The organism is Legionella maioricensis, from assembly GCF_023618015.1.
Taxonomy (GTDB): domain Bacteria; phylum Pseudomonadota; class Gammaproteobacteria; order Legionellales; family Legionellaceae; genus Legionella; species Legionella maioricensis.
Genome location: NZ_JAJKBJ010000011.1, coordinates 84,022 through 105,201 on the forward strand (window position 1 = coordinate 84,022; position 21,180 = coordinate 105,201).

Below are 21,180 nucleotides of genomic sequence, written 5' to 3' on the forward strand. Positions count from 1 at the left end.
ATGAAAGCACCTCTGGTTCTGATTGATGGCTCTTCTTATTTTTTTCGTGCATTTCATGCACTGCCTCCTTTAACAAATTCTAAAGGGCAACCCACTGGAGCAGTCTATGGAGTTGCCAATATGATTAAGAAACTCATTAAAGATTATCAACCAGAAGATCTGGCCGTGGTTTTTGATGCAAAGGGAAAAACATTCCGAGATGAATGGTATCCGGAGTATAAAGCCCATAGACCTCCCATGCCTCAAGAGCTCAGCTCTCAATTTCAACCGTTAATCCAATTACTGCAAGCCATGGGTTTGCCTATATTGATTGTCGAGGGAGTTGAAGCAGACGATGTAATAGGCACCTTGGCACGCCAAGCCACAGAACAAGGTCTGCCAGTTGTCATCTCGACGGGCGATAAAGATATGGCTCAATTAGTCAATGAACATGTCACTTTGATTAATACTATGAGTAATTACAGTATGGATATTGCCGGGGTTAAAGAGAAATTTGGTGTCGGTCCCGAGCAAATCATTGATTATCTGACCCTTATAGGTGATACCGTAGATAACGTACCAGGAGTGACTAAATGTGGGCCAAAAACGGCGGTCAAATGGCTGACAGAATATCAAACCTTAGATAATTTGATAGAACATGCCCACGATATTGGTGGCAAAATTGGCGAATATCTTCGCGCCAGCCTTCCCCAGTTGCCGTTATCGAAAAAGCTGGTTACCATTAAAATTGATTTGGACTTACCGCTAAACCTGAATGAATTAACTCCCAAACCAGTAAACAAGCAACAACTTATTGAGCTAGTTCGTGAACTGGAATTCAAAACCTGGCTTAAAGAGCTTTTAGGTCAAGAAGAAAATCAAGCAACACCCTCATCAGATGCCAGTAGCCCCGACACAGCCTATGAACTGATTACCAGCAACGAGCAATTAAACCAATGGCTGAATAAACTGGAGTGCTGCACCGTATTTTGTATTGATGCTGAAACCACCAGTCTTGATTTCATGGCAGCCGAACTTGTCGGCATCTCTCTTGCCATTGAAAAAGGAAAAGCGGTGTACATCCCGCTAACCCATACGGACGGAAGCCCTCAACTGAATCGAGAAGAAGTTTTAACCGCCCTAAAACCTATTTTAGAAAATCCGGCCATAGAAAAAATAGGGCAAAATATCAAATATGATTATGCTGTTTTTAAAAATTATGGCATCACCCTGGCCGGAATTAAGTACGATACCATGCTGGAGTCCTATATCCTCAATAGCAGTGCAGGTCGTCATGACATGGACAGTCTGGCATTAAAATATTTAGGATATAAGACCATTAGCTTTGAAGAGATTGCAGGGAAAGGAGCAAAGCAATTACGATTCGACCAAATACCGGTAGACAAAGCAGGTTTTTATGCCGCTGAAGATGCTGATATAACCTTGCAATTACATCACCAGTTATTCCCGATGATGGATGCCTCTTTGCAGCGGGTTTTTAGCGAGATAGAAATGCCGCTGATCCCCGTTCTTGCGAACATGGAGCGGCTCGGAGTGTTAATTGATCCTGTCACCTTACAAAAACACGGTGACCGTTTAAAAGAACGCATCCAGACCTTGGAAGAAGAAGCCATACAATTGGCAGGCAAACCGTTTAATCTCAATTCCCCCAAACAATTGCAAGAAATTTTGTTTGATGTACAAAAACTTCCTGTCTTATCAAAAACCCCAACAGGGCAACCATCCACCGCAGAATCTGTGTTACAAGAATTAGCCTTTGACTATAGGCTTGCTGCCGTTATCCTGGAATACCGTAGTTTAACGAAATTGGTATCCACTTATATTGATGCCCTACCTAAAAAAATTAATCCCCATACCCATCGAGTGCATACTTCCTATAATCAGGCAGTTGCCGCAACCGGGCGTCTATCCTCCAGCGAACCTAATTTGCAAAATATCCCCATCCGTAGTGAGGAGGGTAGATTAATTCGTACCGCATTCATCGCCCCTCCTGGATACCTTATCCTGGCAGCAGACTATTCACAAATTGAATTACGCATCATGGCGCATTTATCCCAAGATGAAAATTTATTAAAAGCTTTTGCCAATAGCTGGGACATTCATGCAGCAACAGCCAGTGAAATTTTTCAAACAGCTCTTGATGAGGTGACCCATGAACAACGAAGACGGGCTAAAGCAGTAAACTTCGGTTTAATATATGGCATGTCTGCTTTTGGTTTGGCCAAGCAAATAGGGGTGGAACGCCAAGACGCGCAATATTATATTGATACTTATTTCCATCGTTATCCAGGAGTGCTTGAGTACATGGAACGCACGAGGAAACAAGCGCATCAATCAGGTTATGTAGAAACATTATTTGGTCGACGTCTCTACTTGCCCGAAATTAATGCCCGCAATATGATGAGACAAAAAGCAGCAGAACGAATGGCAATTAATGCTCCAATGCAAGGGACTGCTGCTGATATTATCAAAAAAAGCATGCTAGCAATTGCTGATTGGCAGCACTCGCAAGAAAATCCCCAAGTGAACATGATCATGCAAGTGCATGATGAATTGGTTTTTGAAGTCCAGGAGGAAGCCATAGAGTCCTCTAAAGGCATTATTCGGAATCTGATGGAGCAAACCGTAAAATTATCGGTACCATTAGTTGTTTCTATTGGTGTGGGGCCCAATTGGGATGCCGCTCATTAAACGGTGCAGAGCAGCAGTGGCCTTTGAGCAGCAGTGCTTTGCCCTGGATTTCTAGATGCTAATAATCGTCGTTGCAAACGAAGTGAAGCAGTACCGAACGCTAACGAAACATTGTTCTGCTTCGCCAAGGCTCGCAACGACGGAATTTACATACCAGGGCCTTTGCTCCCACCTCAGGCCGAGCGGCCCCAAGTAATGGCTGGTCTCGCTGTTCTCAATTTTGTAGCCCTCTTTCAGGAACAAGTCGCGGCATGCAGTTTAAAGAGAGAATAGGACCTATAATTATTGGTAATAACTCGCAGTAGTCTGCTGGTAGGCAAATGCGGGATTTTGTCCGCCCATGAATTCACCAAAATAATACGCCCATGTCTTACATATTCGCTCAATGCTGATCACTTTGGTCCAAGTGTTGTATTCATTAAGCGGTTTATTATGTTGATTAAACACTACGGCAAACGCTTCGCGCATGGCCTCTGAATCAGACCAGGCGATAATTGGAAGATAAGGATATTTTTGCCACAAGGCATCGGTAAGTGCAGGTCCACTGCAATTTAGTTCATCAGTTAAACCCAGATCGCCATCCATTACAACCATATCAGGCAAATGACTATTAATATGAGACATAGCAGCCTGACTATTATTGACTATAGTCACTGATATCGATGTAACCACTGATTCTAATAAACGACGTAAACAAAATGCATTAAAAGCATTGTCTTCGACAATTAATACTCGCATCACAGCTCCCTGTTACTTACCATAAAAAGTATAAAGGGCAAACCTTAAGAAAAACTTAAGAAAACAAATAAATTAAATTTAATTTTTATGTCTCTTTTTAATGGCCGAACATGCGAGTTAAATGAGTGAACTTATTAATTTCACTCTGTATTTATAAGATGCGGATCGTGGAAGGGATAATGCTATAAGGATTCTGTGGCACTTCATCCCAGGTTACGACTTCGTCTCTACCCAAGCATCACAGCCATTGACTTAAGCCGCTTTCCTTCATCTCGAGGAGCTTGCGACGAGGGATAGGCATGAGCCATATTTTGCAGATCCTTCGCTTCGCTGTGGATGACGTTTCTTAAGTCAATGGCACTGAGACTACTCATATACTCAACTACAAGACGAAATTGTAACCCTGGATAATAGAACACCGGAGCCAAGTTACATCGATCATCCAACTCTAAAATTAAATTTCTATATCATGAGCTAATAAACGTCTGTTGGCCCGGAAATACGTAATAGGAGAATGCTCTAACAGGTCAGATAATTTTTCCATGTAAATACAAGCAAAACGATCCACTTGATAGGCAAAATAACTTTCTTCAGCGCCGGCGCGAAATACGCGTTCCCATTTAGGATTATAAAATGCACTTTGCTCTTTTAGCAGTTTAGAAATCTGTAAATCCACTGCGGAGATTTGTAACTGTAACTCTTGAATTTCTTTATCGTATTGCTCTGAGTCTTCATCAATGCTCTGAGTACAAAGATTGACATATTTTTGTTCAAGGACCTTTTTAATACTCATTGCGTCGCCAATTTTTTTCTCTATGGGTAAGGCCCTTATCTGTGCTGCTATCTCTTCGCCCAGCTCATCAACTACCAACGCGGTACGCCAGTTACAATCTTTTTTCAATCTTAAAATATCGCCATAGATATGATCCCCAATATAGAGAATCTCATCACCTCTAATATTCAGACTTTCCGTAAATTTTTTCGCATTTCCCCCTTGATATACACCAGGCACCAATAATCCTTCAGCATTGGTCATGGTGCCATTCTCAGGGTTCACCGATAAAAAACGCAGATTATCATAAAAAAAACGGGGTTTATTGGCCAAAGTAATAACATACTCAAACAAATCACGCCAAGTCTCTCCTTTATTTAAAAAGGGAGTAATCGCATAATCTAGCAAAAGCTTAGTATAAGAATATTCGGAATTGGTCAAGATGAAGATCTTCTTACCGTGACGAATAAAATGCTTCAAACCATCTACAACAGCTTTTTCTTTAAGGACGTATTTATTTAAATCTTTACTAATAATACTTTTTAAACTGCCATCAGAATGCACTTTATCCACACAATATTGGACGTCTTTAGCTATGGTTTGATAATTAGGCATTTCATGAGCAGGTAATTCATCTTTTAAATCAACTAACTGGCCATATAAAACACAAAATGCAATAGAAAAAGAAGTATCTATAGGCATGTAATTGGGATCGCCTAAATCGACATAAATACTTCGGTAAATTTCCTGCTGATCATTAAAACTAATCAGTTTTGTGCCGTGATAACTTTGCCTGATTGCTCCATAACGGCTGAGTTTCAAAATATTTCCATTATTACAGTCAATCACTAAGCCCCGAATGGCATCATGAAAATTAAATTTTAATTTTTTTAGCACTGCAGGATAGTTTTTTATTGCCACTAATTTTTCTTTGATTAATTCATAAACCAGGGATTCAAAATTTTCTGAGTTATAACGAATTAAGGTGTGATCCATATCCAGACCAATCAGCTTAATTTTTCTCATATTTATAATGCGATTTACAAAAACCTTATGCATATCCATTGTTTAAACAACCTTATTTTAAAAGACGCACGCCATCTGTAGAAGCAACCAGAATTTTATCTGCCAGACGATGGGCAAACAATCCGTTATCAACTACGCCGGGAATGACGTTAATGCTGTCTTCCAAGGCCTTGGATGGATTAATTGTCAAATTATAAACATCCAGAATAATATTGCCATTGTCAGTGATGAATCCCTCTCTGTACTCAGGATCCCCGCCTAATCTAACCAATTGTCTGGCAACAAAACTACGTGCCATAGGAATAACTTCTACCGCCACTGGGAATGTTCCTAACTGAGTGACAATCTTTGATTCATCAACAATACAAATAAACTGATGGGCTACATTAGCGACAATTTTCTCGCGAGTAAGAGCACCGCCCCCCCCTTTAATCATTTCACCAAGTTCATTAACCTCATCTGCGCCATCAATATAAACAGGTAAATCGCTGACTGAATTTAAGTCAATTACGGGAATACCCGCTGCACGCAGTAAAATTTCAGTTGCTTTAGAACTTGCGACACAAGCATCAATCCGATGCTTGATGGCGGCCAATTCCTTAATAAAAAAATTCACTGTGGAACCAGTGCCAACCCCTATCACCATATCGTCTTCAATATAAGCCATAGCGGCTTGTGCCGCTTTAATTTTTAATTCACTCATTGCGCCCTCTTTGTCTTTGCCTAATCACTTCATACAAAGAGACTCCAGTAGCTACAGACACATTCAAGCTTTCCACAGAGCCCAGCATAGGTAAAGAAAACAAGCCGTCACAGTGCTCCCGGGTTAAGCGTCTCAATCCCTCTCCTTCAGCCCCCATAGCAATAGCTATAGTTCCTGAACAATCTACTTGATAAAGAGAATGTTCTGCCTCACCGGCAGCACCATAAATCCAAACCCCTTGTTCTTTTAAAGTTTCCATGGCTCTAACCAGATTAGTTACTCTAACCAGGGGTACTGATTCAGCAGCACCACAAGCCACCTTGCTTACCACAGGAGTTATACTGGCACTCTTATCTTTAGGGATCATCACAAAATCCACACCAGTTGCATCGGCCGAACGCAGACAGGCTCCTAAATTGTGGGGATCAGTAACCCCGTCAAGAATAAGAATCAAGGCAGGCTTTTTACTGGAATCCAATAATGAAAGAAGATCGGACTCACCATAGTCGGGTAATGAAGTAGCACTGGCAACTACACCTTGATGAGTAAAGTCAGCGAAACGCTGATTCATTTTTTGAGTACTTAATTTTTCAATACTGATTTTGGCTTGTTCTGCTTTATCTAACACTTCCTGTAGTCTCTTGTCCGTTCTATCCTGACTGATAAAGATCTTATTTATAATCCGATGGGGATTGGTCAATAAAGCAAAAACCGCATGCACCCCATATACTAACTGCTCACTCATTGCTAACTTCTTCCTCTGCAGGCTCAAAATCTATTTTGCGTTCATCTAAATCAACTCGAGCAACCAATACCGTCATGGGATCACCCAAACCATATACATGCCCACCTCGAGCCCCAACTAATCGATGTTTAACCGAGTCATAATTATAATAATCATTCTTCAATGAAGTGACGTGCACTAAACCTTCAACATAGATATCGTCTAATTCCACAAAAATCCCAAAACTGGTCACTGCAGAAATTCGTCCTTTGAATACTTGCCCTAATTTATCTTGCATGTATTCGCATTTCAGCCAGGTCACCACTTCTCGCGTTGCCTCATCAGCCCTGCGTTCAGTCATAGAGGAGTGCTTACCCAGACGGTTCATGTCCTCATGGGTATAGCTAAACTCGTAAACCGGATGATTATCTAATAAATGGCCTATAGCCCGATGAATTAATAAATCGGGGAAGCGCCTAATCGGTGAAGTAAAATGAGTATAGGCAGAATAAGCCAAACCAAAATGCCCTTCATTGGCCTCAACATATTGTGCCTGCTTCAAAGAGCGTAACATCACTGTTTCAATGAGATGTTTTTCAGGCCGATCGCCGATCATATTCATCGTGCGTTGAAAATCTTTAGGACCTGGCTTCCTACCGCCACTTAACTGTAATCCTAACTCACCTAAAAACTGCCTTAAGACAGTAATCTTATCTTCTTCAGGAGCCGCATGAACACGATATAAAGTAGGAATTTCCGCTTTTTCTAAAAATCGTGCCGTAGCCACATTGGCAGCCAACATGCATTCCTCAATCAACTTATGAGCATCATTACGAATCACGGGGACGATGCACTTAATTTTTTTATTCTCATCAAATTCGATGCGGGTTTCCGTGGTTTCAAAATCCATAGCACCGCGCGTTTTACGCGTCGCTAATAAAACGTGATACAAATCATAAAGTGTCTCAAGCATAGGCCATAAAGGTTGGTGCTTTTCATCAGCGCGCCCTTGTCCAAGCCATAACCCCACTTGCGTGTAGGTCAAACGAGCGTGCGAATGAATCACGGCACGATAAAAACGGGAGCGCGATATTTTACCGTCTGCAGCAATCGACATTTCAGCGACCATACACAATCTATCGACATGAGGATTTAGCGAACACAATCCATTAGACAAAGCCTCTGGTAACATAGGAACCACTTTTCCCGGAAAATAAACTGAATTTCCACGGCGTGCCGCTTCTTTATCCAAGGCTGAGTCTTTGGGTACGTAGTTACTGACATCAGCTATAGCAACATATAATTGAAAGCCGCCTTTAGGTTTCTTATAGCAATAAACGGCATCATCAAAGTCTTTGGCATCTTCCCCATCGATAGTCACAAAAGGCAGATTACGCAAATCGGTACGTCCTTTGAGTTGGTCTTCGCTGACTTGTTGAGGGATTTTAGCCACTTCAGTGACTACATCATCAGGCCATTCAAAAGGGATTCCGTGAGCATGAATTGCAACCTGAATTTCCATACCCGGCGCCATATGCTCACCTAAAATATGAATAATTTTACCTATAGCCTGGGCACGTTTATTAGGAAATGCAATTAACTCCACCAAAACTATTTGGCCATTTTTAGCGCCCCCGGTAAATTCCTGGGGAATAGAAATATCTTGAGTTAAACGTTTGCTATCAGGTAATACAAAGCTCACGCCATGATCAGTAAAGAAACGCCCGACAACGGTGGCATTCGCATGCTCCAGAACTTCGTGAATTTTACCTTCAGGCCTGCCACGTCTATCCACTCCAGCCTGATAGGCCAACACAACATCGCCGTGCATCACGGTACGCATTTCTTTGGCAGACAGCACCATATCATCCCCACCATCATCGGGAATGAAAAAGCCAAAACCATCGGGATGTCCCTGCACAGTACCTCGAAGCAGATTTATTTTTTGCAGCAGACAAAAACGCCCACGCCGGTCTTGCATGATTTGACCATCACGCAACATGGCCTTCAATCTAAAGCCGAGGGATTCTTGTCTGCTTTCTTGGTCCAAACCCAATTTATCAAATAATTGATTGCGCGACATTGGCCTGCCGTATTCATTCAAGACTTCCATTATGAATTCGCGGCTAGGAATAGGATCTGCGTACTTCTCACTTTCCCGTTTATAAAAGGGATCTTTTGATTTTTTACTCACCTTCCACCATTATATATTTTATTATCATAGTTTAACCCTAAACACTGTTTAGTCTCTTCTACCACTTATCCAGTTCAGTAGCAAGAAAGAGACCTCAGACAGATGACTTAAAGCGTAACAAGACCGGTTATTTAGCCACAGGCAATACAAATCCACGAGCGCCAATAGCAGCAGTTAAGGCATCTAAAGATTTGTCTTCCGCAGCCCAAAAAGTGCCTTGCTCGTTGCCTGGAATTTTAACATTAGGCCATTGGCATACTGCTATAGCCCCTTCACAAGGTACTTGCTGTTCATGTCCTGGTCTTGACTCAATGCAATTTAAAACAAAGGGCGGTTTATCTACCGCCAATGCTGACCAATTACCCGCTTGCAATCTACTGGTCCAGCCCGCACTGGCACTAGGCTCAGCTACAGGATGCGTAATCCACAGATCCGCATTGCTGAGGTTATGAATAAATACCAATTTACTCTTCTTGGATTTCAAGGTTACCGACTCTCCTTGTACAGTAACTGGCCGACATCCTGCAGGTAAAGTAGATTCAGCCAGTACGTAAGAAGACATCAGTAAAAAGCAAAAAAAAGCCAACACTCTCATCATTCTCTCCAAAATTATTAAACTGCTTTTTCTACATACATCAATATTTATCGAGCAATTTTACCTATTTTGTATCCCATCCGCCGTTGCAAACACAGTAAAGCAATCCAGAAAGCCCCCTGAAGGAACTCAGTCTGGGTTGCTTCGTCGCAAGCTTCTCGCAATGACGAAATATTTTGGCCTTCCTTACTCTCGATGCGAAAACAACAAAACCTTTTTGTCGATACAAAGAAAATTATATATGTACCACAGCTTGCTCTTGAGCAACAACTGTTTCTTTTGTTTCCCCTTTTCCGTGGAACAAACTTTGGCTGATTTGCGACGGCCTGGTAATTAATGAAGCCGGAACAGGACTGTGTTTAATGGTCGCTAAAAGTCTGATTAATTGTTTTTTCCTTTCGGTAAACTCCAAATAGGTAGTACTTCCCTTGCCGCTTAAACCCGGCATTTTTACTTCCTCTGGTGCACGTTTAGGTATCGGATGAGACAACACGTCATCGCAAAAGGATACAATGCCGGATGAGTTTTTCTTTGCATTCACTCCATAATGCCATAACCTTTTAAATACCTTAACCAAGCTAAAATAAAAATAACCTTGGCTGGAACTTAAATCAGTTTCAACCTTAGCCTCAAGGGCTCCTTTCAATAGTCTTTGTTTTAATTTTTTGTCTTCACAAGTTTTTGCTAATTCGTCACATCCTCTTTGCACCAAGGGATACCGTTTACGTTGACCAAAATAAATCAATAAATTCAACTCAGCCTCAGGAGATTTAACGTCCTGATTCGCGTTTGTCCTCGCGTGATAGTGCGCCATATGATGCAAAACAGTTCCATCTAAAAGAAGAGGATTTTTTATAATCATCACCTCTAAAACATCAAAAATCACTGCAGAAACATCACGTTGCGGAAACTGTTGTAATAATTTCACGACAGGGTAAAGATAATTAGGATCCTCTTGAAACTCATTAATATAATCACGCAATAAACAAGATAATGGCTTTTTGGAGCCTGAATAATTCAATAAATAAGCACAAATAATAGGCAATTTCTTTTTATTAATTTCCTTCCAGGTTTGAGTTACCAAATGACGCCAATCAACCAAAACGGGATGACTTTCTAATTCTTTTTGCAATGGATTTTGATCGTGAGCCCAGGCTTTTATTCGTAACATCCCATCTGCGAATTGTTCTTTCACTCCTTCGGGGATCCAAAATTTGTCCACCAAGCACTCTAAAAATGGACGAGTAAAAGACATATGGGCTATTGCTGGATTAAATGTTTTTTTGCTGTAAAACAAAGAGATCTGCCCAGCCTTCGCCCCGCGGAATAGGAGTTCACTCAACACTCTATGCCCTACTGAAAAATCGCTATCCAAAGAGCGTTTCTTACTTAAGTGCCGGTTAATAAAGTCTGCCAAGTCATTTAACTCATTTTTTTGCCAAGGCTCCTCGACAGTAAAATTAAATTCCTTAGACGAAAAAAGTTGCTCGTGTTGAGTATCTAAAAGGTGCAATACCAGTTTATATAACGAACTATTCTGCCAATGGGCTGTTTCATTTAATACTTGAAGAGCAACAACCAAATGGCGTTTGTAAAAATATTGAGTGACTTTTTTTATTTCAGGACTTTTTAGTTGCTGTACTGGTGTCTCGCTACGATCTTGAAGAAATTCCTGTAGCACCACTCTAGCGGAGTCCTCCGCTCCAATGAGACTTTTCAGCACCGCATCTACTAACTCTCCTCGCTGTTTCTCTTTATTGCTCTCGCGAGTAAGCTGAGCCAACGCGTCGCTAAGCAAGGTGTGTTTTTTCTGTTTTTTTGCATAATCAGCAAAACACAGCAATCCTTTAGCAAACCAAGGCTTATCATGATAATGAGTCATGTAATCTGCCAGACAAGTCACGGCATCATGATGATCCAAAAATCCTTCAACCTCTGATGCAAACAATCCTTTAAGTAGTATTTCACGCTTTTTATCATCATTTAAAATAGCGTGGAATAAACTACGGGCATTAGCCTCATGTTTCATCGTCGCGAGCAAAGAAAACAGCATGTCGTCAGGATGATGATTCACCAAAGAATTAAAGGTTGAGGATGAAATAGGATATTCTGTTTCCCTGACGGCGGTAGAAATGCGCTGCGCTAGCCAGAGGTATTTTGCCCTGTCCAATGAGAGGGGGGCGCTACCATAAAGCGCTTCTAAAGAATCTTCATCCAACACGTTCTGAATTAGCAGCTCCAATCCCTCGGGAGATTGTTCTAAATCCTTTTCAGGTACCATCGCTAATAGTTGGGCACTTGCATTTTTTTGCACTAAATCGGCACTTCTTATTTGACCCGATTCTGTTAAATAACCGATGATGGAGCCTTGTTCATCAAGTAGTGGCTCATTGGCCGGAATCAAGCCGGTGCTGCTTAATAAAACCACCTCTCCTGCAAGGAAAGCCATTGCCTCATTGGCTTCGTTAACAAAACCGATTTTTTGGCCCCTTGGATAGTACAAGCTCGTTTCTTTTCTTTGGGCCACATCCAGCCCGGTTATATCGTTGGTCAGAGGACGATAAATAGAATCTACCGCACGCAGTAATAAATCAGTCCTTAAATGAGGAACTGTTTGGCCATAATAACGATAGAGAACCTCTAAGGCTCTTTCCGCTGTCTCTTCACCATGGGCCTTTTGTTGTTGGCATAACGCCTCAAACTGCATCCATAAAGCATGCACCAGATGCTCACCACCGCCCTCCAGTTGTTTTTTGTTCAACAAATATTCTTGTATCGCAAGCTCATCATCCTTGCCAAAATACTTTTTTAATGACTCGATTAATGGCCCATATTCCTCTTGATCTAGCACTGTAGTAAGCGCAAGATATCTATCGCTCAATTGTTTTAAAACTTTGGGGGTACTTGCAGCAACAAAGCGGGGAGAGGCCAGTAATGTTTCAATACACAAGTCACAACCGCCCCCTTGTGGAGCTACGCTTGACGCAGTCAAAATTTCTTTTGCTAATTCAAAGATCTCAGGGGTATCAAATAAATAGGGATCAAGCTGCTGCAGACGTCTCTTAATCAAATCACGATAGGGTTTATCAGGTACCGCTGTTTCTGAACACAATAAAAATAATAAACTCTTACAGGCTTGCTGGGATGTTAAGTCTGGGCTGGTCATTCCCACCAAACCCTGTTCAATAATAAAAAAGAAACATTCTTGATTTAAACTGAGCACCAATTCACTTTGAATAGTTAAATCAGTACGCTTTATCAGCTCATAAAACAACGAAATAAAGGCACCATTTACAGCAGAAAAGGGTTCTTTTTTTAATTTGGCGTAATAAAAATAAATTACCGCTTGCATCGCTTCCCTATGCAGGAAAAAAGGATAATCAGCAAGCAACGCCTTTATCTCTGCCAATTTATTGAGTTCATTAGTACAAGGGGTAAAAGCAAGCCTTAATAACTTCAAAGACATGATATGACTTGCCTGACTAACAAGTGACTCAATATATTCAGTAAACCAACGCGTTAAATCAGGTCGCCGTAAAAAATGAACTAAGCGAGTGCGATCAATGGCCTCTAGTTCCTTATTGTTTTTAGTCAAGAAAGTATCAACCAAAAGGGCTACATCCCCCCCTTGGTCCAACGAGGCAAATGACCTTAATGTTTGCTCATTTGCACTATCAAGTATTTGAATTAAATCGTAAATCCCTTGTGTCTTCAGGGCAACAATAATGGGCCAAGCTCCACGATAAATAATCAATCGCTCTGTTAGTTCTCGGTTTATTGGGGCATCATCTATAGTCTTGTCGGCAAACATTAATTCAGGGGAGGCTGAAAGCTTATCAACCAACTCGCGCCGCAAGGGTTCTGCTGCATAAATATAAAAAATGGATAACACCGGTAAGAAGGAAGAAAATTGACTAATAAAGGAAGGCATTACCGCTACTGGAGTGGAAACTGCGGAACATTGTTTCGCAAAAAGCTCCGTTAAATTATTTGCATCTTCTTTAAGATGGCTTAATAGCCATTCGCTTAATTGCAAATGATTTAACTGTTGCATTTGTGTTTTTATAATGGCAACTAACTGCTTCATTACGACTCGTCCTTTAAACCCTTAAATCAATAGACTTAGTTCAACCTAAATTCGCTGATTGCCTCGAGCACTCGTTCAAAGGGGAAAAGATCGTTTGGTAGGTACCCATCTTTGAAAGAGTACTAGGTCAAATTCTTATCGCCGAATTAGGGTTCAAACCTGTTACTGTAGATTAATCTTAAGATACTACGACATGTACTTTTTCTAAAATTAATATACCGCGAATTAATGCATTTGAACATGCAGAATGACCTTCTTTTTTGCACCCCTCCTGGCGGAACAATTGCAAATTAAAATGAATCGTCTAAAATCCAACGTTATTTATCGGGTATATAGCCCGCGTGAAGTGAACGTAATATGGGAATCGGTCATTTTCATCCAATGCCATACCCTGTCTAAGGATCCAAAGAAATGCATATCTGGGTAGATGCCGACGCTTGTCCCAAGATGATTAAAGAAATTTTATTTCGTGCAGCCATACGCACAAAAACGCATCTTACCTTAGTAGCTAATGCGTTTCTGACTTATCCAAACTCTCCTTTCCTTCATTCGGTACGCGTCGAAAAAGGCTTCGACACGGCCGACCATTATATCGTTAGCCACATGGAAGCACAGGATTTGGTGATTACTGCAGACATACCTCTAGCGGCAGATGTAGTTGCCAAACTAGGACTTGCCATTAATCCCCGGGGAGAAATCTATACCGAAAACAACATCAAACAACGTTTAAATTTCCGGGATATAAATGAACAACTGCGTTCAACCGGAGAACGTACTGGAGGACCCGCGGCGCTAAGTATTAAAGAAAAAACCGCTTTTGCCAATGCATTAGACCGTTGCCTGGCAAAAAAATAGTGCGAGATCCTGCAACATTCCGAAACACAGTTTGACAAAAAACACCTTCCTTCCTACAGTTTAAGTACACTCTAAAAGGATTTTACGTATGAAAGCTTTAGTTTTCATCATCCTGCTTATTAGCAATACCTTTGCGTACAGCGATACTCTCAAGGTGGGTGTTTTGAAATTTGCTCCTCCCTTTTCCTCTTTGGCTGGGGATGGCAAGCACTTTTTTGGATTCACCATCGATCTGATGGATAATATTTGTCAACGCATTCAAGCAGAGTGTAGTTACGTATCGACCACCGTAGACCAACACGGCAATGCCTTACAACAAGGGCTCATTGATGTTTCTTTTATTCCAGTCCCCATTTCGGCAGAAAGTTCGGAGTCTTTTGTATTCAGTCTCCCTTATTTAGCCAGTAATGGCCAATTTCTCACCTTAAGTGATTCCCCTATCAAGAACCTGGCGGATATTAAAAATCATAAAATAGGCGTCATAACCGATACTTTATACACCGTAGTCCTTAACTCGCCTTATGCAAAAGATAATGACATCAAGAAATACGAACTTATGACTGATTTAATTGCTGCTTTGGCCAATCATAAGGTGGATGTCATTTATGTTAATGACAGTGTAGGTAAATTTATGGTTAACAATGCATTGCAGCAATTTAGGCTGGTAGGAAAAAAAATTTCCATGGGTGGAGGCTATGGCATTATGGCACTCAAAAACAATGCGGTTCTGATTCAAAAAATTAATAAAGCATTGTTGAATATGGAAAACGATGGGACTTATTTAAAAATTTATAATCGCTATTTTTAGCGAGCTGTAGCTGGCGTTGTGCCCATTAATAAGTAAAAACGACAAGAATCCTAAGCATGGTTATCATCCTCTTTTTATTCGGCATAGATCCGCGGGTCTAATTTGAGTTAAACTAGGCAACTTATTATTCAGCTGGATACACTATGCAACACCTAATCAATGCCTCAACGATTACTGCTCTTCATGAACAGTGCATCATCCAATGGAAATCTTTAGGAATTAAATACCAACATAAAGAATTTTACCAGTTGGTGGAAGAGAATCATGCTTTTAATTTTCAATTATGGCATGCCGAAGATCGTGCACGTCGCGATGATATGGGTCATGAATTTGTTTACCAAGCGAAACGGGAGATAGATACCTGTAATCAGCTTAGAAACAATCGCATGGAAGCGATGGATGAGTGGCTTTTCAAAGCGTTACAACCCGAAAAACCGGAGCAATGCCCGGTAAACTCCGAATCGCCAGGAATGATAATCGACAGACTTTCTATTTTATCACTTAAATCATATCACATGGCTTTACAGACCAACCGTCAGGATGTAAGTGAAGAACATAGGAAAACCTGTGCTTATAAACTAGAAACCATACACCAACAATTAGAACAATTAAGTCTTTGTTTAAGACAATTGCTTGATGAGATACAAGCCAAAAGTCGTACTTTTAGAATATATCATCAATTTAAAATGTATAATGATCCTACCCTAAACCCCGAATTGTACCGTCAGGACTAGCATCACGGGAGATTAAACAAGCGTCGCTTTCAGAGCGGTGGAGAGAGGCTTTAGTTTCAAAAAAACCAAAGATGGAACGGCTGGAATCGAAACGAAACTGGGAATCATTCCGGGACTTAAATTGCTGGATTGATTCCCCTGGCACTTTGGTTGTTGATGCGTCCTTAGCATTCTTGCTGATTTTAATAAGTTCCAGTTTAATATCCGCGGTTCCCTTCTTATCTGTTGACTCGTGCAAAGATGATAATTCCCCTTTCTCTGGCCCCTTTGCTGATCGCTCACGCGGTATTACCGGTTCCGGGGCCAGACTTACCGCAGGTTGATCCTGACCTAAAGGGACGCGTCCAAAACCGCGAGCTAAAGCCCTAAGTCCCAGGATAATGCCAAATATAAGCGCACTAAACACCGAGAAAATCTGCATAGCACTACTATCATGATAATGGCCCTGCTCATCCTTGGACTGTAAAAAAAAGCCGAAAAAACTGATAATCTTTTGTCCCTTACCAAAGCCAGAAAATGTAGATCGCACTACCTCAGAACGGTCTTGCACGGAGGATTGAGGGGATGCTTCAACCGCTATGCCCTCATCCAATATCTCACGAAAAACGTCTTTTTCAACCCAGCAGTCCAGATCCTGATTCAGCTTTATGCTGTTTCTCAGTGCAACCAATAGCTCAGGAAGTTCAGCTTGAGCCTTTTCTTTCTGTAAATGTTGATAATTGGTTATTAAGGAATGAATGATACAAGTGGTGATAAAAACCAGGCCAAGAGAGACACAAACAACCAATAATGCTGGAGGGAAAACCCAACCGCTGAGCGTTAATATAGAGCCCACTAAAAATAAAATACTGGCAAGTGCGCCATAAACATATAGGCCGTTTTTTAAACCTAACAAAACTGCAGAAAGATAAGTACGTGTCGATCGCTCACGCAATATCTTACGCTGTTCTTCAAACTGGGTAAGTAAATAATTAAGCTCATTTTTTAAAAGACTCAGCTGAATAAGGTCATCATCACTCTTATCTGTTTTTTTCTGCAAGGCAAGCAATTTTGCATAAACAGTTTCGGTTTCTTTTGCGACAAGCTCTAATCTACATTTAGTTTGGGTAATAAGTAACCTGAGCTGAAAATCATACTCCTCATAGATCCGGGTAATAATACAAGCCACCGTATAAAAAACACACATCGCCACCATATAAAAAAGCAGCGGCGAGGAGAGTATCGCCAGACTTAAAACACCAACATAAAGATATAAACCATCGATAGCTCCCCCGAGCCCTACCGCTAAAAAAGCAAAAATACGCGTATCAACATCTTGTTCCTGAATGTCCTGAGCATATAATTTACTTTCTTCGTAGGTTAGCGACAGTAATTGCTTTATTTCATCCTTTAACCTTACATTGGCACTCATCATTGATTTGCGGGGTTCTGTTACCAGATAACGGACCAAAAATCGGTTCGCTGCGGCAAAAATACCCAGAATAACCCCAACTGGAATAATGAGAAAATTAATATCAACGGCACCAAGCAAACCAAATGCGACTATTGCACTGCGCCATCCTTTATAAGCATTCTTTAAACCTTTCATGATGTCGCGAAAATACGGCCAGGCCGTTGCGATCATTTTTTTATAATTATCGCCCGTTTCGTTATCAAATTTAGCCGCCAAAACAGAAAAACTAATCAAGAACAACGATTCTAACGTCATTGCAGCGATGCCACCGGGTGTCATCATCAGGTCATGCATTGCATCGTTACTGCTATTGGCAAAAAATACGTCCAGGAAATATTTGAACATACTGTAGGAGGAACTTAAGGAATCACAAACGGCGTAACCGTAATAGATAGAGCGATCGTTATCGAGTTCTTTAGCAATGATACGACTTTGCGCGTCAATACGGCCAGCAATTGCTAGAATGAAGACTAAATCTGTGGGCGTTGAAGCTTGACTATCATCACTCTTAAGAGACATGCGTGCACGTTAGGGGCATCAGCTAAAGATTGCTCGCCATTGTATGGGATTATGGCCCTTGATGTCAATAAAATTTTCATCCTGAACCAAAAAAATACAATTAAGCTCAGCAATCTGCAATTTTATCACAGGAAACCAATAAAAATATAATAAATTTCCAAAATTTATTTCACTAAACTCATTCTCAGACTGTGACTTAAGGCACAAACCTGCTACGATACTGCACCAAAATATATAACTCAGGTAAGAGGATTAAATGAGATCGATAATTGCTCTCTTTATTTTTATGTCACTATTGACTGGAACCCTTATGGCAAAAAGTGAACCGCAAATTTATGGTTATGTTGAAAAAGCGACCTTAATTGATAAAAACCTGACTTTGTCAGCAAAATTGGATACCGGGGCCAAATCTGCATCTTTAAATGCGACTAACATTACTGAGATTGATGTTAAAGGTGTTCCGTATTTACGCTTTACCGTCCCGACTAAAGAAGGGGATCAGATTTTTGAATGCGAATACATAGGCAAAGTAAAAATTAAAGTTCGAGCCAGTGAAGCCAATCCCGGGTTATTAAAATCAAAGCCAATGAAACGCCCTGTTGTACTACTCAATATCAAATTAGGTGATAAGGTCAGAGCGATCCAAGTTAATTTAACCAACCGTAAACGCTTCCTGTATCCGTTACTGCTAGGGAGAGATGCCATTATTGATTTTAATGGAGCAGTCGATCCAGCCCTTACTTTCACTGTCAAATCTCTGAGCCCTAAGAAATAATGAAAAATAACAAACGTCATGTTTATGGCCTAATAATTACCCTACTTCTTGTAGGGTCAAGTCTTTTCCTATACAGGCACTTCGCTTTAGATGTCCCTTTAACGGATGCTGAAACAATAAACAGCTGGATGGTAGAGTCCAATTTACGCTTTATTGCCGATAACAATACGCCTATTAAAGCGAGCTTTACCATTCCATACTTGCCCCCTCATTTTGCTATACTTGATGAATACTTTGTCTCCAGAAGCTATGGCGTCACCACCAACTTAAACGGTTATAACCGTGAAACAGTATGGTCCATCAGAAGAAGTCATGGACCGCAATCACTCTACTATAGAGCAATTATTCGCCAAACAGAGAGTGATGAATCAACATTACCCAAGCCTTCGGCTGTTAAATCGCAAACCCTTGATGAGAGTCAAAAGTCCGCTGTTGAAACCATTACCAACCAAGTACGGCAATCTTCCGCTGACATTCAAACATTTGCCCAAAGCACGGTTAAAGAACTCAATAAAAAGGATGGCAATGCCAAACTTTTAGTTGGCAATGAATTCGATGATGAAGGGATTATTAAAGCAACCATTCTGATTCTTAATCAGTCTAAAATTTTTGCCATGCCCGTCAAAGGAATTTATCTAAACCAAAAAAGCAAAGCGGATTTAAAGTCTTTTCTGGCTGTTTTTAATGGTAAAAACTGGATTTATATCAACCCGCGTACGGGTGGCGCAGGCTTGCCAAAAGAGTTCCTTATTTGGCAATACGGTAATGAAGCGTTATTTGATGTCGTAGGAGGCTCAAAAGCTCAATTCTCATTGACTGTATCACCAACCCCTATTAATGCATTAAGTGTTGCTAAAGCCAGGGGATTACAATCCGATTCACAACTTCTCCGGTTTTCACTACTGCAACTTCCGGTTAATGTGCAGGCTACCTATAAAATTTTATTAACTGTACCTATTGGTGCCTTCATCATCTTAATCCTGCGCAATTTTATAGGGATTAAAACCTTTGGTACCTTTATGCCAGTACTGATCGCTTTAGCATTTAGAGAAACCCATGTAATTTGGGGTATTTGTCTGTTCGTTATTATTGTATCGTTTGGCTTATTAGCCCGCTTTTATCTTGATCAATTGAAATTGCTGCTGGTACCCAGGCTTGCAGCCATTTTAACCGTGGTTATTCTATTGATGATTTTTATTAGCGTCGTCAGTCAAAATCTCGCTCTTGATGCAGGAATGTCTGTTGCCTTATTCCCTATGGTTATTTTAACAATGACTATAGAACGCATGTGTATTACCTGGGACGAACGGGGCGCATCGGAAGCGATAAAATCAGGCATAGGAAGTCTGTTTGCCGCAGTGATATCTTACTGGGCGATGAGTTATGAACCGCTGCAATATCTGATTTTTGCCTTCCCTGAACTTCTTTTAATTCTTTTAGCCCTGATTTTATGGTTTGGACAATATCGTGGATATCGCTTATTTGAATTAAAACGGTTTAAAGTACTGGCAAGAGATATAAAATGATTAGTCTTTTTCGTCGTTTGAAAAATCATGGGGTTTTAAGTATTAATCAGCGGAACACTGATTTTGTGCTCCGTTATAACCCAAGGAAATTATTTCCTTTAGTCGATGATAAGCTGAAAACCAAAAAACTGGCATTAAAAGCAGGAATTGCCGTCCCTCCTTTATATGACATTATAGAAACAGAGCAACAGATCAAAACCATAGAAGAGCGTTTTGCTCCTTATAACGACTTTGTAGTCAAACCCGCTCGTGGCTCGGGTGGTGATGGTATTTTAGTTTTTAAAGACAAGGTCTATGGACGTTATCGGCAAATTAATGGCAAATTAACCACCGTTCAGGAACTGAGTTATCACCTGTCCTGTTTATTGTCCGGTGCCTATAGCCTGGGTGGTTCATCGGATTATGCCATCATTGAAAAACGAGTTGTGGTTGACCCTATATTTGCCGAAGTAAGTTATGAGGGCATTCCTGATATTCGCATTATTACTTTATTGGGCTACCCGGCGATGGCCATGGTAAGACTTCCTACTCGATTATCAGGTGGTAAAGCCAATTTACATCAAGGGGCAATAGGTGTTGGTGTTGATCTGGCAACCGGAAAAACCCTGGGGGGAGTCTTTCATAATGACACCATTGATTATCACCCTGACACTTTAAATCCAATTGTCGGTATCGAAGTGCCTTATTGGAATAAGATTCTTGAAATTGCGTCAAGTTGTTATGACTTAACCGGCTTAGGTTATCTTGGCGTAGATATTGTCCTTGATAAAGATCAAGGACCTTTAATGCTGGAGCTTAATGCTCGTCCCGGCTTGAATATTCAAATCGCCAATAGAGAGGGGGGATTAAAGAGATATCGCGCCATAGAGGCTCATTTTAAAGATCATCCTAAACAATCAACAGCAGAAAAAGTAGCTTTCAGCCGTGAGCATTTTGCGCGTTAGCTTGGGAAGTAAGAAGCTATTACTTTTTTCAAGACA

The 21,180-nt window shown here is 40.8% G+C and carries 16 protein-coding genes; 7 read left to right on the forward strand and 9 right to left on the reverse strand.

Annotation, left to right across the window (positions count from 1 at the left end):
• Entirely contained in the window at positions 1-2,691 is a 2,691-nt protein-coding gene (gene polA, locus LOX96_RS10415) for a DNA polymerase I (protein WP_250422143.1), read from the forward strand.
• A gap of 282 nt (positions 2,692-2,973) precedes the next feature.
• Here polA and LOX96_RS10420 read toward each other — a convergent pair whose 3' ends face one another.
• The 8 genes from LOX96_RS10420 to LOX96_RS10455 all read right to left on the reverse strand — a co-directional run bounded on the left by LOX96_RS10420 (position 2,974) and on the right by LOX96_RS10455 (position 13,530).
• Complete coding sequence (locus LOX96_RS10420) at positions 2,974-3,429, reverse strand: response regulator (RefSeq protein ID WP_250422114.1); 456 nt, start codon at positions 3,427-3,429, stop codon at positions 2,974-2,976.
• A gap of 227 nt (positions 3,430-3,656) precedes the next feature.
• Positions 3,657-3,803 carry a hypothetical protein gene (locus LOX96_RS10425; protein ID WP_250422112.1) on the reverse strand — a complete coding sequence of 49 codons (147 nt, stop codon included), beginning with the start codon at positions 3,801-3,803 and terminating at the stop codon, positions 3,657-3,659.
• Between the two features lie 80 nt (positions 3,804-3,883).
• Positions 3,884-5,266: an HAD-IG family 5'-nucleotidase gene (locus tag LOX96_RS10430; RefSeq protein WP_250422111.1), complete on the reverse strand. Its 1,383-nt coding sequence runs from the start codon at positions 5,264-5,266 to the stop codon at positions 3,884-3,886.
• Between the two features lie 13 nt (positions 5,267-5,279).
• Positions 5,280-5,930 carry a ribose-5-phosphate isomerase RpiA gene (rpiA, locus tag LOX96_RS10435; protein ID WP_250422110.1) on the reverse strand — a complete coding sequence of 217 codons (651 nt, stop codon included), beginning with the start codon at positions 5,928-5,930 and terminating at the stop codon, positions 5,280-5,282.
• The gene (rlmB, locus tag LOX96_RS10440) at positions 5,923-6,675 is read right to left on the reverse strand and encodes a 23S rRNA (guanosine(2251)-2'-O)-methyltransferase RlmB (protein WP_250422109.1); all 753 of its coding nucleotides are present in this window, start codon (positions 6,673-6,675) and stop codon (positions 5,923-5,925) included. Before rlmB ends, rpiA begins: the two co-directional genes overlap by 8 nt.
• A complete protein-coding gene (gene rnr, locus LOX96_RS10445; protein ID WP_250422108.1) occupies positions 6,668-8,848 on the reverse strand; it encodes a ribonuclease R in 2,181 nt (726 codons plus the stop codon). Before rnr ends, rlmB begins: the two co-directional genes overlap by 8 nt.
• Before the next feature lie 127 nt (positions 8,849-8,975).
• Positions 8,976-9,443, reverse strand: coding sequence for a hypothetical protein (locus tag LOX96_RS10450; protein ID WP_250422142.1), 468 nt, complete (start codon positions 9,441-9,443; stop codon positions 8,976-8,978).
• Positions 9,444-9,678: 235 nt separating this feature from the next.
• Positions 9,679-13,530 carry a hypothetical protein gene (locus LOX96_RS10455; RefSeq protein ID WP_250422107.1) on the reverse strand — a complete coding sequence of 1,284 codons (3,852 nt, stop codon included), beginning with the start codon at positions 13,528-13,530 and terminating at the stop codon, positions 9,679-9,681.
• A 411-nt stretch (positions 13,531-13,941) separates the two neighbouring features.
• On the opposite strand from LOX96_RS10455, the gene LOX96_RS10460 reads away from it, so the two are divergent.
• From LOX96_RS10460 to LOX96_RS10470, 3 genes are all read left to right on the forward strand, one after another.
• On the forward strand, positions 13,942-14,385 hold the full coding sequence (locus LOX96_RS10460) for a YaiI/YqxD family protein (RefSeq protein WP_250422106.1): 444 nt from the start codon (positions 13,942-13,944) through the stop codon (positions 14,383-14,385).
• An 88-nt stretch (positions 14,386-14,473) separates the two neighbouring features.
• Positions 14,474-15,193: a transporter substrate-binding domain-containing protein gene (locus LOX96_RS10465; protein WP_250422105.1), complete on the forward strand. Its 720-nt coding sequence runs from the start codon at positions 14,474-14,476 to the stop codon at positions 15,191-15,193.
• A 143-nt stretch (positions 15,194-15,336) separates the two neighbouring features.
• The gene (locus LOX96_RS10470; protein WP_250422104.1) at positions 15,337-15,927 is read left to right on the forward strand and encodes a DUF4254 domain-containing protein; all 591 of its coding nucleotides are present in this window, start codon (positions 15,337-15,339) and stop codon (positions 15,925-15,927) included.
• On the opposite strand, the gene LOX96_RS10475 is transcribed toward LOX96_RS10470, so the two are convergent.
• Positions 15,893-17,899 carry a hypothetical protein gene (locus LOX96_RS10475; RefSeq protein WP_250422103.1) on the reverse strand — a complete coding sequence of 669 codons (2,007 nt, stop codon included), beginning with the start codon at positions 17,897-17,899 and terminating at the stop codon, positions 15,893-15,895. The genes LOX96_RS10470 and LOX96_RS10475 overlap by 35 nt on opposite strands.
• A 256-nt stretch (positions 17,900-18,155) precedes the next feature.
• On the opposite strand from LOX96_RS10475, the gene LOX96_RS10480 reads away from it, so the two are divergent.
• The 3 genes from LOX96_RS10480 to LOX96_RS10490 are packed head-to-tail and all read left to right on the forward strand — an operon-like array spanning position 18,156 to position 21,144.
• Entirely contained in the window at positions 18,156-18,674 is a 519-nt protein-coding gene (locus tag LOX96_RS10480; protein ID WP_250422102.1) for an ATP-dependent zinc protease family protein, read from the forward strand.
• Positions 18,674-20,200 (forward strand): inactive transglutaminase family protein, encoded by a 1,527-nt coding sequence (locus tag LOX96_RS10485; protein ID WP_250422101.1) that lies wholly within the window; start codon positions 18,674-18,676, stop codon positions 20,198-20,200. Before LOX96_RS10480 ends, LOX96_RS10485 begins: the two co-directional genes overlap by 1 nt.
• Positions 20,197-21,144 carry an alpha-L-glutamate ligase-like protein gene (locus tag LOX96_RS10490; RefSeq protein ID WP_250422100.1) on the forward strand — a complete coding sequence of 316 codons (948 nt, stop codon included), beginning with the start codon at positions 20,197-20,199 and terminating at the stop codon, positions 21,142-21,144. The genes LOX96_RS10485 and LOX96_RS10490 overlap by 4 nt, the downstream gene beginning before the upstream one ends.
• Positions 21,145-21,180 lie beyond the last annotated feature (36 nt).

Bases quoted from the DNA above. Each gene is read 5' to 3' on its own strand.
- polA (WP_250422143.1), top strand. From the start codon at position 1: ATGAAAGCACCTCTGGTTCTGATTGATGGCTCTTCTTATTTTTTTCGT.
- LOX96_RS10420 (WP_250422114.1), bottom strand. From the start codon at position 3,429: ATGCGAGTATTAATTGTCGAAGACAATGCTTTTAATGCATTTTGTTTA.
- LOX96_RS10425 (WP_250422112.1), bottom strand. From the start codon at position 3,803: ATGAGTAGTCTCAGTGCCATTGACTTAAGAAACGTCATCCACAGCGAA.
- LOX96_RS10430 (WP_250422111.1), bottom strand. From the start codon at position 5,266: ATGGATATGCATAAGGTTTTTGTAAATCGCATTATAAATATGAGAAAA.
- rpiA (WP_250422110.1), bottom strand. From the start codon at position 5,930: ATGAGTGAATTAAAAATTAAAGCGGCACAAGCCGCTATGGCTTATATT.
- rlmB (WP_250422109.1), bottom strand. From the start codon at position 6,675: ATGAGTGAGCAGTTAGTATATGGGGTGCATGCGGTTTTTGCTTTATTG.
- LOX96_RS10450 (WP_250422142.1), bottom strand. From the start codon at position 9,443: ATGAGAGTGTTGGCTTTTTTTTGCTTTTTACTGATGTCTTCTTACGTA.
- LOX96_RS10455 (WP_250422107.1), bottom strand. From the start codon at position 13,530: ATGAAGCAGTTAGTTGCCATTATAAAAACACAAATGCAACAGTTAAAT.
- LOX96_RS10460 (WP_250422106.1), top strand. From the start codon at position 13,942: ATGCATATCTGGGTAGATGCCGACGCTTGTCCCAAGATGATTAAAGAA.
- LOX96_RS10465 (WP_250422105.1), top strand. From the start codon at position 14,474: ATGAAAGCTTTAGTTTTCATCATCCTGCTTATTAGCAATACCTTTGCG.
- LOX96_RS10470 (WP_250422104.1), top strand. From the start codon at position 15,337: ATGCAACACCTAATCAATGCCTCAACGATTACTGCTCTTCATGAACAG.
- LOX96_RS10475 (WP_250422103.1), bottom strand. From the start codon at position 17,899: ATGTCTCTTAAGAGTGATGATAGTCAAGCTTCAACGCCCACAGATTTA.
- LOX96_RS10480 (WP_250422102.1), top strand. From the start codon at position 18,156: ATGAGATCGATAATTGCTCTCTTTATTTTTATGTCACTATTGACTGGA.
- LOX96_RS10485 (WP_250422101.1), top strand. From the start codon at position 18,674: ATGAAAAATAACAAACGTCATGTTTATGGCCTAATAATTACCCTACTT.
- LOX96_RS10490 (WP_250422100.1), top strand. From the start codon at position 20,197: ATGATTAGTCTTTTTCGTCGTTTGAAAAATCATGGGGTTTTAAGTATT.